The organism is bacterium Scap17 (assembly GCA_013376735.1).
GTDB lineage: Bacteria > Pseudomonadota > Gammaproteobacteria > Pseudomonadales > Halomonadaceae > Cobetia.
In genome coordinates this window covers 943,075-958,418 of sequence record VINJ01000001.1, presented here as the reverse complement: position 1 = coordinate 958,418, position 15,344 = coordinate 943,075, and the positions used below count along the sequence as shown (strand labels likewise).

The 15,344-nt window shown below is 64.4% G+C and carries 13 protein-coding genes; 7 read left to right on the top strand and 6 right to left on the bottom strand.

All coding sequences use genetic code 11. The features are described 5' to 3' along the window. Positions 1-131 precede the first annotated feature (131 nt). The 3 genes from FLM52_04135 to mpl all read right to left on the bottom strand — a co-directional run bounded on the left by FLM52_04135 (position 132) and on the right by mpl (position 2,953). Complete coding sequence (locus FLM52_04135; protein ID NVN54984.1) at positions 132-761, bottom strand: LysE family translocator; 630 nt, start codon at positions 759-761, stop codon at positions 132-134. A 99-nt stretch (positions 762-860) separates the two neighbouring features. Continuing rightward, a complete protein-coding gene (locus FLM52_04130) occupies positions 861-1,514 on the bottom strand; it encodes a UbiX family flavin prenyltransferase (GenBank protein ID NVN54983.1) in 654 nt (217 codons plus the stop codon). After that, positions 1,511-2,953 carry a UDP-N-acetylmuramate:L-alanyl-gamma-D-glutamyl-meso-diaminopimelate ligase gene (gene mpl, locus FLM52_04125; protein NVN54982.1) on the bottom strand — a complete coding sequence of 481 codons (1,443 nt, stop codon included), beginning with the start codon at positions 2,951-2,953 and terminating at the stop codon, positions 1,511-1,513. Before mpl ends, FLM52_04130 begins: the two co-directional genes overlap by 4 nt. A 194-nt stretch (positions 2,954-3,147) precedes the next feature. Between mpl and FLM52_04120 the strand changes: the two genes are divergently transcribed. Continuing rightward, positions 3,148-4,410, top strand: a complete 1,263-nt coding sequence (locus FLM52_04120) for a 6-phosphofructokinase (GenBank protein NVN54981.1) — start codon at positions 3,148-3,150, stop codon at positions 4,408-4,410. Between the two features lie 98 nt (positions 4,411-4,508). Here the strand turns inward: FLM52_04120 and FLM52_04115 are convergent, their stop codons facing one another. After that, positions 4,509-5,171, bottom strand: a complete 663-nt coding sequence (locus FLM52_04115; GenBank protein NVN54980.1) for an NAD-dependent epimerase/dehydratase family protein — start codon at positions 5,169-5,171, stop codon at positions 4,509-4,511. 47 nt (positions 5,172-5,218) lie between these two features. After that, positions 5,219-6,946, bottom strand: coding sequence for a protein kinase (locus tag FLM52_04110; protein ID NVN54979.1), 1,728 nt, complete (start codon positions 6,944-6,946; stop codon positions 5,219-5,221). Between the two features lie 266 nt (positions 6,947-7,212). Between FLM52_04110 and FLM52_04105 the strand changes: the two genes are divergently transcribed. Further along, the gene (locus tag FLM52_04105; GenBank protein NVN54978.1) at positions 7,213-7,743 is read left to right on the top strand and encodes an inorganic diphosphatase; all 531 of its coding nucleotides are present in this window, start codon (positions 7,213-7,215) and stop codon (positions 7,741-7,743) included. 133 nt (positions 7,744-7,876) lie between these two features. Here FLM52_04105 and FLM52_04100 read toward each other — a convergent pair whose 3' ends face one another. Then, positions 7,877-8,980 carry a DUF2333 family protein gene (locus tag FLM52_04100; protein NVN54977.1) on the bottom strand — a complete coding sequence of 368 codons (1,104 nt, stop codon included), beginning with the start codon at positions 8,978-8,980 and terminating at the stop codon, positions 7,877-7,879. Between the two features lie 622 nt (positions 8,981-9,602). Here FLM52_04100 and dsbD point away from each other — a divergent pair. From dsbD to prmA, 5 genes are all read left to right on the top strand, one after another. Continuing rightward, positions 9,603-11,513, top strand: coding sequence for a protein-disulfide reductase DsbD (gene dsbD, locus FLM52_04095; protein ID NVN54976.1), 1,911 nt, complete (start codon positions 9,603-9,605; stop codon positions 11,511-11,513). A 256-nt stretch (positions 11,514-11,769) separates the two neighbouring features. Beyond that, on the top strand, positions 11,770-12,210 hold the full coding sequence (aroQ, locus tag FLM52_04090) for a type II 3-dehydroquinate dehydratase (GenBank protein ID NVN54975.1): 441 nt from the start codon (positions 11,770-11,772) through the stop codon (positions 12,208-12,210). 172 nt (positions 12,211-12,382) lie between these two features. Further along, positions 12,383-12,862 carry an acetyl-CoA carboxylase biotin carboxyl carrier protein gene (locus FLM52_04085; protein NVN54974.1) on the top strand — a complete coding sequence of 160 codons (480 nt, stop codon included), beginning with the start codon at positions 12,383-12,385 and terminating at the stop codon, positions 12,860-12,862. A 19-nt stretch (positions 12,863-12,881) separates the two neighbouring features. Continuing rightward, positions 12,882-14,222, top strand: coding sequence for an acetyl-CoA carboxylase biotin carboxylase subunit (accC, locus tag FLM52_04080; GenBank protein ID NVN54973.1), 1,341 nt, complete (start codon positions 12,882-12,884; stop codon positions 14,220-14,222). 123 nt (positions 14,223-14,345) lie between these two features. Beyond that, positions 14,346-15,260: a 50S ribosomal protein L11 methyltransferase gene (prmA, locus tag FLM52_04075; protein NVN54972.1), complete on the top strand. Its 915-nt coding sequence runs from the start codon at positions 14,346-14,348 to the stop codon at positions 15,258-15,260. Positions 15,261-15,344: the final 84 nt, after the last annotated feature.

The following is a 15,344-nucleotide window of genomic DNA, read 5'->3' as shown; positions in this document are numbered from 1 at the left end:
GCTGAACCGAAGTCACAACTGACTCGAAGTGGGGCTGCTGAATCAACACCTCCCCTGAACACACCAAGGCCCGCCAATGGCGGGCCTTGGTGCATTTACAAGCTGCAATTCTTCGCTCGGTCATGCCGACATCAACCGGTTGCGAGCCAGACTCCCACGCCGATCATCAGCGTGCCCGCCACGCGGTTCATCAGGCGCACACGCGAGCCACGCCCCAGCCAACGCGCCAGGCTGCTGCCACCGCCGGCATAGAGCAGCAGGCAGGTGAATTCCAGCGTCAGGATGATGCCGACCAGCGCGATCAGCTGCGGCGCCAGCGGCAGGCTGGCATCCAGAAACGGCGGCAACAGCGCAATGAAGAACGCCCATCCCTTGGGGTTGGCGATCGCGGTAACGAAGCCCTGTGCCGCCAGCGCGCGGCGCGAGGCGCGCGGTGCCTCCGCATCCTCCTCTGCTACCCCCAGGGCCAGGCGACCACGTGAGCGCCACATCTGGATCCCCAGCCAGGCCAGGTAGGCGCCCCCCGCCAGCTTGAAGGCCGAGAACACCATCGGATAGCGCAGCATGATGGTCGCGACGCCGATCACCGCCGACACCGCCACCAGCCCGACGCCCAGCAGTTCGCCCACCATCATCCACAGGGTGCGCTTGACGCCCTGGGTCATGCCCAGGGTCATCGCCAGCGTCATGCACATGCCCGGCGTCAGCGAGACCAGAAAGAATGTCGGCACGAACACCGACAACAATGACCAATTCAGCATTCCCTGCTCTCCTTGCACAGTCTGATGCAGTGCCAGAGGGGTGCCTCTGACAAGCTCTCACCGACGGACTCTCCCCTGAGCGGATCGACCGAGCGCCCCTCAATCGCCGCTGACATGCCCCTCGCCCCAGCGCGGCATCAGCGCATGCGAGATTCCCAGCTGGTTGAGAATGCGCGCGACGATGAAATCGATCATGTCATCGAGGGTCTGCGGACGATGATAGAAGCCGGGCGCGGCGGGCAGGATGACGGCACCCATGCGCGTCAGACTCAGCATGTGTTCGAGATGGATGGCCGAGAACGGCGTCTCGCGCGGCACCAGAATCAGCGTGCGGCGTTCCTTGAGGGCCACGTCGGCCGCGCGTTCGATCAGGTTGTTGCTGGCCCCGGTCGCGATCGCGGACAGTGAGCCCGTGGAACACGGGCACACCACCATGGCGCTCGGCGCGCCGGAGCCGGAGGCCACCGGGGCCATCCAGTCCTCGCGCCCGAAGCAGCGAATCTGGCCGGACCTGGCGGCGTAGCGCTGCGTGAGCACCTCGGTGAGACGCGCCGGGCGCGCCGGCAGCTCCTCGTCGGTCTCGGTGGCGATCACCATGTGCGCCGCCTTGGAGACCATCACCATCACTTCATGACCGGCCGCGACCAGGCACTCGATCAGACGCAGACCGTACTGGGCGCCGGAGGCCCCGGTCAGCGCGACGGTGACCGCCGACTTGAACTCGCCCTCCGGGGCTGTCGCTTGCGTTTTCATGCTTCACCTTCACGTGCTGCCAGCGCCGCCAGAAGGCGCTCGTGGATACCGCCGAAGCCGCCATTGGACATCACGACCACCCAGTCGCCGGCGCGAGATTGATTGGCGATCTTCGCGATCAGGGCGTCGATGTCCTGCTCGACCTCCGCCTCCACGCCAAGCGCACGGCACTCGCTGACCGTTTCCTCCAACGACCAGCCGAGGCTGGGGCCCGCGAACCAGCTGACGCGGTCGGCCGCGGTCACTGAAGCCGGCAGACGCGCCTTCATGGTGCCGAGCTTCATGGTGTTGGAGCGCGGTTCGATCACCGCCCACAGGCGACCGCCCTGCCCTTCGGCCGCCACGCCCGGCGCCAGGCCTTCCAGCGTGGTGGCGATGGCGGTCGGGTGGTGCGCGAAGTCATCGATGACCTTGACGCCTGCCACCTCACCGCGCAGCTCCTGCCGACGCCTGGGCGGCGCGAAGCGTGCGAGCGCCTCCAGCGCCGCCTCGACACTCACGCCGCACTCGACGGCAGCGGCCACCGCGGCACAGGCATTGGCCACGTTGTGGCGTCCGCGCATCGCCCACTGGCACTCGACGAAGCGGTCCGCCTCGCCGGACACGGCGGCCGGCGCCGCCAGCGCGAAGTGGCTGCCATCGGCACTGATCAGACGATAGCGCCAGTCGCCACCGGCATTCTCGATACCGCTCTCATCGCCGAAGCGCGTCACCGGCGTCCAGCAGCCTTGATCCAGCACGCGCTCCAGTGCCTGGGCACCGGCGACGGCGTCCGCCGCGACCACCAGCTTGCCGCCTGCCGGCACGGTACGTACCAGGTGGTGGAACTGACGCTCGATGGCGGCGAGATCCGGGAAGATGTCGGCGTGATCGAACTCGAGGTTGTTGAGCACGGCGATGCGCGGCCGGTAATGCACGAACTTGGAGCGCTTGTCGAAGAAGGCCGTGTCATATTCATCGGCCTCGACCACAAAGGGCGCTTGAGGATCGCCGATACGCGCGGAATCGCCCAGCTGCGGCGGCACGCCACCGATCAGATAGCCCGGTGCGAGGCCTGCACATTCAAGAATCCAGGCGGTCATGGTCGCGGTGGTGGTCTTGCCGTGGGTGCCGGCGATGGCGATCACCGGACGGCCGGTCAGCACCTCATCACACAGCCATTGCGGGCCGGAGGTATAGGCCAGCCCACGCTCGAGCAGCGCCTCGACTTCGGGGTTGCCGCGCGAGACGGCATTGCCGACCACCGTAAGATCCGGCGCGGGGACGAGATTGTCGGCCGCATAGCCTTCCATCAAAGTGATACCGGCCTCGGCCAGCTGTGTGCTCATGGGCGGATAGACGTTGGCATCGCTCCCCGTGACGCGATGACCGCGCGCGCGCGCCAGAAGCGCCAGAGAGCCCATGAAGGTACCGCAAATACCGATGACGTGAAGGTGCATCTGTTTCTCCAATCCGGAAGCCCGAGCAGCCTAGCATGCCCGCCGGGCGGCGAGTAGCACGCGACCTGTCAGGGATGGACGACACCCCCGGTGGCATTCGGGCGTCGTGCAGGGGTCATGTCTTTCGGATATGATGCGGCGGGTAAGCGCCAGCCCGTTCAAGACCATGACAAGGAAGCAGAGACGAGAAGCCCATGCCCCAGCACAATGCCTTCTACGCCCAGTCCGGTGGCGTTACCGCCGTCATCAACGCCAGTGCCTGTGGCGTCATTGAAGCCGCTCGTGAAAACGGCGACCAGATCGGCAAGCTGTATGCCGGTCACAACGGCATCATCGGTGCCCTGACCGAAGACCTGATCGACGTCAGCCAGGAAAGCGACGAGAACATCGCCGCGCTGCGCCACACGCCGGGCGGTGCCTTCGGCTCCTGCCGCTACAAGCTCAAGAGCATCGAGGACCACCGTACCCAGTACGAGCGTCTGATCGAAGTGTTCAAGGCCCACGACATCCGTTACTTCTTCTACAACGGTGGCGGCGACAGCGCCGATACCTGCCTGAAGGTCTCCCAGCTGGCCGAGACCATGGGCTACCCGATCCAGGCCATCCACGTGCCGAAGACCGTGGACAACGACCTGCCGATCACCGACAACTCGCCGGGCTTCGGCAGCGTGGCCAAGTACATCGCCACCTCCACCCGCGAGGCCGGCCTCGACATCGCCTCCATGTGCGCCACCTCCACCAAGGTGTTCATTCTGGAAGTCATGGGCCGTCACGCCGGCTGGATCGCCGCTGCCGGTGCCCTGGCCGGTGAAGATGCCACCCAGCCGCCGCACATCGTCGTCTTCCCGGAAGTCGCCTTCCACCGCAAGGAATTCATGGCGCGCGTCGATGCCTGCGTCAAGGAACACGGCTACTGCGTGGTGGTGGTCTCCGAAGGTGCGCGTTACGAAGATGGCACCTTCCTGGCCGATGCCGGCAACACCGACGCCTTCGGCCACCGTCAGCTGGGCGGCGTCGCGCCGACACTGGCCGGCATGGTCAAGCAGGACCTGGGCTACAAGTACCACTGGGCGGTGGCCGATTACCTGCAGCGCGCAGCGCGTCACATCGCCTCGAAGACCGACGTCGAGCAGGCCTACGCCACGGGTCGTGCCGCCGTCGAGATGGCCCTGGCCGGCAAGAACGCCGTGATGCCGGCGATCCGTCGCCTCGGTGATGGCGCTGACTACGCCTGGGATATCATCGAGGCGCCGCTGGAGAAGATCGCCAACCATGAGAAGTTCATGCCGCTGGAGTTCATCAGCGAAGATGGCTTCTACATCACCGACGCCTGCCGCGAATATCTGTCGCCGCTGATCCAGGGCGAGGACTTCCCGCCGTTCGTCAATGGCCTGCCGGCGGTCGCCAGGCTCACGCTGGCCAAGGTCGAGAAGAAGCTGACACCGTTCACGGTCTGATCGCCTGGCGTTGACGCGTCTGAGCGATCCGTCGCTGACAGTGAAGCGAGTGTAAAAAAGCCCCGCACAGGCGACTGTGCGGGGCTTTTTGATGACTGTCAGTTGTCATGCGGGGGTCGGGGGAACACCTCCTCCAGCCGGTACACCGCATGCGCCTGCTGCTGACGCTGGCTGACCTCGACCATACGCGCCGCTACCTGAGCGCCACGGATCGGCCGATAGCGCTGCAGACCCGGCAAGCGAGTTAGCACCGGCAACAGATGGCGTGCCAGCGTCTCGCCCAGACGGAACTCGCTGCGCTCCCCCACCAGCAATGACGGCTGGAAGACACTGATACGCGCAAAGGGCAGCGCCTTGATGGCCACTTCCAGCTCGCCCTTCATCCTGAGATAGTCATTGCGGCTCGCGTGATTGGCGCCGCTGGAGGAGACCAGCAGGTAGTGCGCCACTCCCCGGGCGGCCGCCAGCCGGGCGGCACTCAGTTGATGATCGATGTCGACACGCCGCTGCGCCTCGAGCGACCCCGCCTGCTTGAGCGTGGTGCCCAGGCACGAGAACAGCAGGTCAGCCTGGAAGCAATCGGCCCAGTCTTCCAGTCGCGCGAAGTCGACCACATGGTTCTCGACCTTGTCAGAGTCGCAAGGCGCCGCCCGGCGCGTCAGCGTGACGACTCGGGCGACGGCCTCGCACGCGATGAGTTCAGTCACCACCTCGCGCCCGACCACGCCGGTCGCCCCGATCACGATCGCGGTCTGGCCCATGCACCTATTCCTCCTACCATGGCCTTGCCCCCCATCAGTCTCCGCGCTCATTTGAGCAGCCAGGACAGCACCAGCAGCAACAGCAGGATGCCGGCGACGCCCTGCCAGAAATTGGCCGGTTCACGTATCGCCTCCGAGGGCGTCAGCGCCTTGCCGGGGTCCTGCTGCGGCAGCCGCAGCGCGTAGAGCAGTTCAGACAGGCGGCGATAGCGCAGGGTACGTTGCGGGTCCAGGGCGCGCCTGAGGGCATCGTCCAGTATCTGTGGCACCTGGGGATTGCGCATGCGGGCTGGCTGATATTCCAGCAGTTCGAGGTCGGTATGGGTGCGCAGCTGTTCCATCGACTGGGCGTAGGGCTGCATGCCGGTCAGCAACCAGTAGATCACCGAAGCCAGGCCGTATTGATCGCTGCGCCGACTGACATCGGCGCCAAGGGCATATTCCGGCGCGCTGTGCTCGGTCAGGCCGACCTGACGCGCCAGCGGACCGGCGCTCTCATGGCCATCCCCCTCACGCAGATGGCAGGCGCCGAAATCGACCAGCACCACCTTGCCATGCCGGTCGATCATCACGTTGTCGGGGTGAATCAGCTGGTGCAGCACCTCACGACGATTGAGAGCATGCACGGCCTTGCCGAGCTGGCGCGCGATGTCGAGGCGCTGCTCGAGATTGGCCTGCGGGTGCATGCGCGCCCATTCGGTCAATGTCTGCGCCTCAAGGTGCTCGAGCAGGTAGTAGAGGTGATCACGCGGACGTGACGGCTCCACCACCTTGACCACGAAGGGCGAGCTGACACGGTCCACCACCCACTGCTGGAGCAGGAAGTGCTCCAGATAGGCGTTCTTGAGCGACAACTCCGGGCTGGGCGCCTTCATCACCATCACGCGTCGGCTCTTGAGGTCACGCACCTTGTAGACGCGTACCCGCGCGCTGCGTGACATGACTTCCAGCACTTCCAGACCATCGATGCGGTCGCCCGGCTCCAGCTCACGCGGTACCGGAAGGTCGCCATAGACGCGCCCCGGCGTATCGTCAGAGGCAGTCGCCAGGCGGTCAATGCGCACCAGCTGGAAGCAGAACTGATCGGCCGTGTAGCCGCGCTCATCGGCGCGGTCCGCCGCGGCATGGGCCAGGCGCTCACTGGCGGCGTCGAGATCCGAGACGTCATCACGGATCAGTGACACGAAATCGGAAGGCAGCAGAGTGCCGCGAACCGCCTGGGTGGTGAACAGGAAGATATCGCCCTGCTTGAGCGGCAGCTCGATGTAGTCGATGTCGAGGCTGACATCCATGCCCAGCGCCCGCGACGGATAACGATAGCCGCCGAGATCGGTGACATGATCACGCGAGATCTGCTCGAATTCGCCGCCACGCAGCCGGAAGACCACCGTGTCACCGGCATGGAACAGATGCGCCGACTGGCCCCGGAAGACGACCGCGGAAATCGAGGTCACGTAACTGCCGCCCCGCACGAAGCGACTCTGGCTGTAACACCAGCTGTTCAATGCCCGCAGCACGCGGGTCGCGGAATACTTGACGCTCCAGTTGTCAGGCGTGGCGAAGTAGTCGGCCAGAAAGCCACGCACGGCAAGGTCGCCGGCCTGCTTGGCAATCGCATTCTTGCTGGTGGTGTCGGCGATCAGCGCGCAGCCACCCTTGGCCGCCAGCGGGCCGCGCTCCAGCGGTATCTCCAGCGACATCGAGCTGCGATGACGCTTGCGGTCGGGAGCCACGAAGGCCTGACCGTAACTGAGTGAAAGCTCTGCATCCGCCAAGGCGGTCTCCTTGCGTCTCGATCCTGCCGTTACGTTTCATGCATGCGGTGGTGACGCAGCGTCAGCCCGACGCTAAAAGGCACAATCGCCGTTGCGCCGCGCTGGACGGCCCCAAGTGTTACCCGAGTCAGCCTGCAGTGCCACCACTCGTTGGTGCAACGCAAGGCGATCGAGCGTGGCATGATGGCAAAACGGTCTGCCAGTTCGTATAATTCAGCGGAATTTTGACCCGCAGGCCTTCAACCCGCAAACCCAAGGACTCGACAATGAGTTTCGACAAGATCCCCGCTGGCAAGGAATTGCCGAACGACGTCTACGTAGCGATCGAGATTCCGGCCAATCACGCGCCGATCAAGTACGAGATCGACAAGGACATCGATGCGCTCATGGTGGATCGTTTCATGGCCACCCCGATGTTCTACCCGGCCAACTACGGCTACATCCCGAACACCCTGGCCGACGATGGCGATGCCCTCGACGCGCTGGTCGTGACTCCGTATCCGGTCGCACCGGGCAGCGTCATCCGTGCGCGTCCGGTCGGCGTGCTCAACATGAGCGACGAAGCCGGTGAAGACGCCAAGCTGGTCTGCGTCCCGCACCAGAAGCTGACCTCCCTGTACGACGACGTCCAGGAAGTAACTGATCTGCCGGAACTGCTGCGTCAGCAGATCGCGCACTTCTTCGAGAACTACAAGGATCTCGAGAAAGGCAAGTGGGTCAAGATCGATTCCTGGGACGGTGCTGATGCAGCCCGTGCCGCGATCGAGAAGGCAGCCGCTGCCTACCAGAAGGACTGAGTCCTTTCGAAGTGATGCGCGATTCAGGCATCACGATGCAAAAAGCCCCCGTCATTGACGGGGGCTTTTTCGTTTCCAGCTCACGCCCGACACCGGTGAGGAGAACCGTCAGCCGGCATCGAACGTCACGGGATCAGCCCTTCTCGAGCAGGCTGCGCAGGTCACTGATCGCGGAGTTGGCACGCGCGACGTAGTTGGCCATCACCAGCGAATGGTTGGCGAAGAAGCCGAAGCCGGAGCCATTGAGGATGACCGGGCTGCCGATGTCGGTCTGGGTCGCTTCCAGCTCACGGATGATCTGATCGATGGAGGTCAGCGCGTTCTTGTCTTCCAGCACGCCCTGGAAGTCGTGACGCACCGCCTTGAGCAGATGGATCAGCGCCCAGGAGGTGCCGCGTGCCTGATAGAAGACGTCGTCGATCTCGAGCCACGGCGTCTTGATCTCTTCTTCCGTCTGGATGCTCTTGGCCGAGGTGGCGCTCTTGTCGCCGGCCAGGCTCAGGTTGAGCTGCGACTTGCCGACACTGGCCGACAGGCGCTGGGACAGGGAACCGAGGCGATTCTCGACATCGGACAGCCAGGCCACCAGGTTGTCCGCACGCGCGTAGAACTGGCCGTTGTTCTGGGTGTCATCGCTCAGACGCTTCAGGTAGTCGCCCAGCTCACGGTTGGCGTCGGCATATTCGTGCTCGGCTTCCGGCAGCATCCAGGCATTGGCATCGATGAACAGCAGGGATTCGGCCTTGCCCAGTGCCTTGTCATCGCTGGACTGGGACTGCGAGCGGCTGAATTCCTTGCGCAGCTCACGCGTCATGTCACGTACCTGCACCAGCACGCCATATTCCCAGTTGGGCATGTTGTCGAGCATCAGCCCCGGCGGCGCCACATCATTCTTGAGATAACCACCCGGCTTGTGCAGCAGAGTATCGTTGAGTGTCATCAGGGTGGCGACGGTCGCGGTGCCTGTCGGCAGGGTCTCGAAAGCCGGTGCCGGCTCTTCACCCTCGACCTTGGCCACCGGCGCGGCCAGACCATGCACGCGAGCCAGTTCGGTGCGCGTGGCCTGATCGATGTTGAACTCGTCCGGTTCACTGCTCCAGTAGATACCAAGGCCAACACAGACCAGCAGGTAAATGACGAACAGCCCGATCAGTGGTTTCCAGATCCAGCCATACTGAGGCGTTTCCAGCACATCGCGATTGGCGCCGCGCTTGCTGCCTTTACCGAATAGGGCCATGCGTTCTTCCTTGTATGAAGCCTTGTAGAAAAAGCCGTGTGAGAGACGAGTCAGACCTGCCTGAACGGATATGAGCCGCGCCGATGCATCCAGCGCCGGTACTCATGACGTACGTCCTATCCTATCATGCGCCCCTGCACGTGCCAGCCGCACTCGGTGAAGTGCCGGTTCTGTAGCAAGGTGCGATGCGCTCCGGACTGCGGGCTGGGTCACGGGCCTGGTCGTGGACCGAGCCGCGGTAAGAGCCGAGGGCCAGACTGCCACCCGCGCAGGCGGCTTCACCACTCGACCCCGATACGTCCTCACACGCCCTCACATGAGCGAGATGTCTGCTACATGGTGGCACATTCATCCGCGTGCAAGTCGTGCGCGGCGATGATGGGCCTGCTCTCGATCCAGCGCTCACCCCAGAGCAGGATGATGGCGGCGCGAGACTGCGGTGCCTTGAGGCCTGCAGGATGTTCTTTCGGCACTGTATAAGGATGCTTCCGTGCTTCGTTCGTTCTTGAAAGTCAGCATGGCGCTGCCAACGGGCCGCGCACGCCCCTCCGCGTTCTCACGCCTGCTGGGCCCTGCATTGCTGGCAACCCTGCTGGCAATCGCTCTGGTGATCGCGCAGGCAATGACGGCGCTGCCCGCCAATGCCGGTCTGTTCAGTTCAGGCTCAAGTTCAAACGCCGGCAGCGGCTCCAGCAGTGCGGCGTCCAGCCTGTTCGGCAGCGGCAATCAGGGAGATTTCCTGCCGGTCAATGAAGCCTTCAAGCCGCGTAGCTGGCGCGAGGGCGACACCCTGTATGTCGGCTTCACCAGTGCCGAAGGCTATTACCTCTACCGGCATCAGTTCAGCTTCGCGACCACCAGCGACCAGGTCGCTCTGGGCGACGCCGACCTTCCGCCGGGAGAGCTGAAGAACGATCCCTACATGGGCGAGGTGCATGTCTTCCACGATGCGCTGGTCATTCGTATCCCGCTCATGAGCGCCTCCGCTGGCAAGGCAGTGCGTGATGACACACCAGCCAGCGGCCCGATCCCGCTCTCCATCACTTTCCAGGGCTGCGCCGATGCCGGGCTCTGCTATCCGCCGGAGACCGTCACTCTGCAGGCCGGCGAGCAGAGTGCCCCTGCCCCCTTCACGCAGCTGATGCCAACCGCCAGCCAGTCGAGCGATACGACGGCGTCGACGGACAGTCGCACCACAACAGCCCCGATCAGCGGCACCGATGCCGGCTTCAGCGCATTGTTCGCGGATGCCAGCCTGCTGACGGCTCTGGGGCTGTTCTTCCTCGCCGGTCTCGGGCTGACCTTCACGCCCTGCGTGCTGCCGATGATTCCGATCCTGAGCTCGATCATCGTCGGTCAGCGCCCCAGCCGCCCGCGCGCCTTGCTGCTGTCGACGAGCTACGCCCTGGGCATGGCCCTGACCTACGCCGCGGCCGGCACCTTGATGGGCCTGTTCGGCGCGGGGCTCAACCTGCAGGCGCATCTACAGGCGCCTGCCGTGTTGATCCCCTTCGCTGCCTTGTTCGTTCTGTTCGCGCTGGCCATGTTCGGCGCCTTCACTCTACGCCTGCCCAGCGGCATGCACTCACGCCTCGACACGCTGCAAGGCCGCCTGATGAACGCCGGCCCCGGCGGGCTGGCACTGGCGGGCGCGTTATCGGTACTCGTGGTATCGCCCTGCGTCTCGGCACCTCTGGCCGGTGCACTGGTCTATCTTTCCGCCAGTGGCGATGCCATGACCGGCGGGCTGGCACTCTTCGCTTTGGGGCTGGGCATGGGCGTGCCGTTGATTCTGGTCGGCACCTTCGGTGCCAGCCTGCTGCCGCGCGCGGGCGCCTGGATGGAGGGCATCAAGCAGGCCTTCGGTATCCTGCTGCTGGGGGTGGCACTGTGGTTGATCGAGCGCTTGCTGCCGGCCTCTCTGGCGGTGCTGGGTTGGGCCATTCTGGCCATCGGCACCGGCGTGGCGCTGGGGGCGCTCAGCGCACAGACCCGAGGCTGGGCGCGTGCCCGTCAGGCACTGGGACTGGTCGCGCTGGGTTGGGGCATGATCAGCCTGCTGGGCGTGGCAGGCGGCGCAGGTGACCCGCTGCGCCCGCTGGCCCCCTTCACTGGCGGCACATCACCCGGACAGGCCACCGAGACGTCACTGGATTTCACCACCGTCAGCAACATGAGCGAGCTCGAGCGAGAACTGGCACTGGCCGCCAGCCGCGGCCAGCCGGTCTTCGTCGACTACTACGCTGACTGGTGCATCTCGTGCAAGGTGATGGAGCGCGAGGTCTTCCCCAAAGTCGCCAGCCAGTTGCGCCAGTTCCACCTGATTCGCGCCGACGTCACCAGTACTGCGGCCGCGACCCAGGCGCTGCTCAAGCAATACGGTCTGTTCGGCCCTCCTAGCCTGCTGTTCTTCGACGATGAGCGCGAGCTCAAGGAGGCGCGCATTCAGGGGGAGGTCAACGCCAGCCAGCTCGGCCAGCACCTGACAGCGGTGCTGGATCAGCAGCGCGGCACGTCACAGCGCGCGAACTGAGCGGCGTGTCTGCCACACGCCCGGCGCGGGGCAGTTGCTGCCGAGACGCACGCGAGGACGAAGAATGCGGCAAAATCTTCGGTTCAGTGCCAAACTGGACAGCGTTCGAGAATTTCGGCAAAATCCGCGTCACTACGGCAACAGCCTACGCTCAATAGGTAAACGTCGTGGATAGTGACGGTATCTTTGCATTTTCTTCATGGGTTAACAGCTCAATGAGCCTGGTGCTCGAGCACGGCTGACACAAGGGACTTTCATGGCGCGCATCCTGGTACTCAACGGCCCCAATCTCAATCTGCTGGGGACCCGTGAACCCGAGGTGTATGGCACCACCACGCTGGAGGATATCCACCAGCGTCTGGTCCAGCGCGCCAGCGCGGCCGGCCATCAGCTGGACTGGCTGCAGTCCAATGCCGAGCATGTACTGATCGAGCGAATCCACCTTGCCCGTGAAGATGGCACCGCCATCATCCTGATCAATCCGGCGGCCTTTACCCATACCAGCGTTGCGCTGCGCGATGCGCTACTCGGCATCGCACTCCCGTTCATCGAGCTGCACCTTTCCAACACCCATGCCCGCGAGCCGTTCCGCCACCATTCGTATCTTTCCGATGTGGCACGCGGCGTGATCATGGGCTTTGGCGCTCTAAGCTATGACATGGCCCTTGACGCCGCCCTGGACGATCTCGCGCAGTAAGGGCACGTCCAGAGAGGTGTTCACGCACCACCATCAGGCATCATCACCGCCTGACACCAGGATTCACCGGCCATCGCCATGGTCGGGACAGCCGTCGGGGCTGTCGCCCGTAGCCGCCGCCATCACGGCTGCACACCCCATTTCCAGCCACATTCACATCGGGATTAATTTCATGGATATCCGCAAGGTCAAGAAGCTGATCGAGCTGCTCGAAGAGTCCAACATCAGCGAAATCGAGATCCAGGAAGGCGAAGAGTCCGTTCGCATCAGCCGCCATCCGCAGGGCTTCGCCCAGCAGCCGATGATGCAGGCCCCGATGATGCAGCAGCAGCCGATGCAGCAGGCCGCTCCGGCAGCCGCTGGCGCCGCTGAAGCACCTGCCGCTCCGGCTGCACCGGCTGCACCGGCTGCACCGCAGGGTCACACCATCAACTCCCCGATGGTCGGCTCCTTCTACCGGTCTCCGGCACCCGGCTCCAAGGCCTTCATCGAAGTCGGCCAGAGCGTCAAGAAAGGTGATACCGTCTGCATCGTCGAGGCCATGAAGATGATGAACCAGATCGAAGCCGACAAGGACGGCGTCGTCGAAGCCATTCTGATCGAAGACGGCGAGCCGGTTGAATTCGACCAGCCCATGATCGTCATTTCCTGATCCCAACGGACACGTCACCATGCTCGACAAGGTACTGATTGCCAACCGCGGCGAGATCGCCCTTCGCATCCTTCGCGCCTGCAAGGAACTGGGCATCAAGACGGTAGCGGTGCACTCCAAGGCCGACCGCGACCTGATGCACGTCCGCCTGGCGGATGAAGCTGTGTGCATCGGCCCGGCCTCCTCTACCAAATCCTATCTCCACATCCCGGCGCTGATCGCAGCCGCCGAAGTGACGGACGCCGACGCCATCCACCCGGGCTACGGCTTCCTGTCGGAAAATGCCAACTTCGCCGAACAGGTCGAACGTTCAGGCTTCGCCTTCATCGGCCCGCGCGCTGACACCATCCGCATGATGGGTGACAAGGTCGCGGCCATCGAGGCGATGAAGCTGGCCGGCGTTCCGACCGTGCCGGGTTCCGACGGCCCGGTGCCGGAAGACGAAGACGAGATGCACGCCATCGCCGAGCGCATCGGCTATCCGGTGATCATCAAGGCTGCCGCTGGCGGCGGTGGTCGCGGCATGCGCGTGGTGCACTCCAAGGCCAGCCTGCTGTCCTCGGTGAGCATCACTCAAGGTGAAGCGGCCGCGGCCTTCGGCGACGGCACGGTGTACATGGAGAAATTCCTCCAGAACCCGCGCCACGTCGAAGTCCAGGTACTGGCCGATGGCCAGGGCAACGCCATCCATCTGTATGACCGCGACTGTTCCCTGCAGCGTCGTCACCAGAAGGTGCTGGAAGAAGCACCGGCGCCGCAGCTGGACGAAGAAGCGCGTGCCAAGGTACTCAAGGCGTGCACCGATGCCTGCATCGAGATCGGCTACCGTGGCGCCGGCACCTTCGAGTTCCTGTACGAGAACGGCGGCTTCTACTTCATCGAGATGAACACTCGTGTTCAGGTAGAGCACCCGGTGACCGAGATGGTCACTGGCATCGATATCGTCAAGGAACAGCTGCGCATCGCCTCCGGCCTGCCGCTGTCCGTGAAGCAGGAAGATATCGAGCTGCGCGGTCACGCCTTCGAGTGCCGCATCAATGCCGAGGATTCGCGCACCTTCATGCCGTCTCCGGGCAAGGTAGAGCTCTATCATGCGCCGGGCGGTCTGGGCGTGCGCATGGACTCGCACCTGTACTCCGGCTACACCGTTCCGCCGCACTACGACTCCCTGATCGGCAAGCTGATCACCTGGGGCGAAAGCCGCGAGATCGCACTGACGCGCATGCGCAATGCCCTCGACGAGCTGCTGGTGGAAGGTATCAAGACCAACACTGACCTGCAGAAGGATCTGGTGCGTGATGCCGGCTTCCAGGAAGGTGGCGTCAACATCCATTATCTGGAGAAGAAGCTGGGCCTGTAAGACGCCCCGCTTGAGATCGGTGACCTGGTTGCCGATGGACGCACGACAGAAGGGTGGCCTCGGCTGCCCTTCTGTCGTCTGTGCCCTCCTCCCCTTTCTTATCGCCCATCGACAGGAGTCACCATGTCCTGGCTGCAACTCAAGGCGCGCATCGCCCCCGACCACGCCGAGATTCTCGAGCATCTGCTGATGGAAGAAGGCGCCTGCGCCATCACGCTGCAGGATGCTGAAGACCAACCGCTGTTCGAGCCGGACCTCGGCAGCACACCGCTGTGGAGCGAGACTGTCCTCACCGGCCTGTGGGATGGCACCGAAGGCATCGAGGCCATGCGCGAGCGGGTCAAGGCCGGCTGGGCGGCGCTGATTCCCGACGAGCCCTGCCCGGAGATCGAGGTCGAGATCCTCGAGGACCGTGACTGGAGCCGCGAATGGATGGACGGCTTCGAGCCGCTCAAGATGGGCCAGCGTCTGTGGATCGTACCCAGCTGGCACGATGCCCCGGAGCAGGACGCCGTCAATCTGATGCTCGACCCCGGCCTGGCCTTCGGTACCGGCACCCATCCGACCACCGCCCTGTGCCTGGAATGGCTCGATGGTCTGGCCGTCGATGGCAAGCTCGCCCAGCACAGCGTGCTCGACTTCGGCTGTGGCTCCGGCATTCTCGCCATCGCCGCACTGAAGCTCGGCGCGGTGGATGCGTTGGGCACCGACATCGACCCGCAGGCCCTGCAGGCCTCGCGTGAGAACGCCCAGCGCAATGACGTCAGCGACCAGCTGACCCTGTGCTACCCGGACCGCCTGCCGGACGCGGGCTATCAGATCGTGGTCGCCAACATCCTGGCCGGCCCGCTGGTCGAACTGGCTCCGCAGATTGCTGCCAGTGTCGCCCCGGGCGGCCGGCTGGCGCTCTCCGGCATTCTCGCGCCCCAGGCGGGGGAGGTGCTCGACGCCTATCGTGAGGCTGGCCTGATCATGGAAGAGCCCACCGAGCGCGATGGCTGGGTACGCCTCAATGGTCAGCGTCCGCTGATGGGCTGAAGCTCGCTATAAGACACGCCATAAGACACGTATGAGCCACGCCGTGAGCGCCGCAGCCGCACAGGGAGAACGCATCCGCGATGC

Bases quoted from the DNA above. Each gene is read 5' to 3' on its own strand.
- prmA (NVN54972.1), top strand. From the start codon at position 14,346: ATGTCCTGGCTGCAACTCAAGGCGCGCATCGCCCCCGACCACGCCGAG.
- FLM52_04120 (NVN54981.1), top strand. From the start codon at position 3,148: ATGCCCCAGCACAATGCCTTCTACGCCCAGTCCGGTGGCGTTACCGCC.
- accC (NVN54973.1), top strand. From the start codon at position 12,882: ATGCTCGACAAGGTACTGATTGCCAACCGCGGCGAGATCGCCCTTCGC.
- FLM52_04105 (NVN54978.1), top strand. From the start codon at position 7,213: ATGAGTTTCGACAAGATCCCCGCTGGCAAGGAATTGCCGAACGACGTC.
- FLM52_04135 (NVN54984.1), bottom strand. From the start codon at position 761: ATGCTGAATTGGTCATTGTTGTCGGTGTTCGTGCCGACATTCTTTCTG.
- FLM52_04115 (NVN54980.1), bottom strand. From the start codon at position 5,171: ATGGGCCAGACCGCGATCGTGATCGGGGCGACCGGCGTGGTCGGGCGC.
- FLM52_04100 (NVN54977.1), bottom strand. From the start codon at position 8,980: ATGGCCCTATTCGGTAAAGGCAGCAAGCGCGGCGCCAATCGCGATGTG.
- FLM52_04085 (NVN54974.1), top strand. From the start codon at position 12,383: ATGGATATCCGCAAGGTCAAGAAGCTGATCGAGCTGCTCGAAGAGTCC.
- aroQ (NVN54975.1), top strand. From the start codon at position 11,770: ATGGCGCGCATCCTGGTACTCAACGGCCCCAATCTCAATCTGCTGGGG.
- dsbD (NVN54976.1), top strand. From the start codon at position 9,603: ATGACGGCGCTGCCCGCCAATGCCGGTCTGTTCAGTTCAGGCTCAAGT.
- mpl (NVN54982.1), bottom strand. From the start codon at position 2,953: ATGCACCTTCACGTCATCGGTATTTGCGGTACCTTCATGGGCTCTCTG.
- FLM52_04130 (NVN54983.1), bottom strand. From the start codon at position 1,514: ATGAAAACGCAAGCGACAGCCCCGGAGGGCGAGTTCAAGTCGGCGGTC.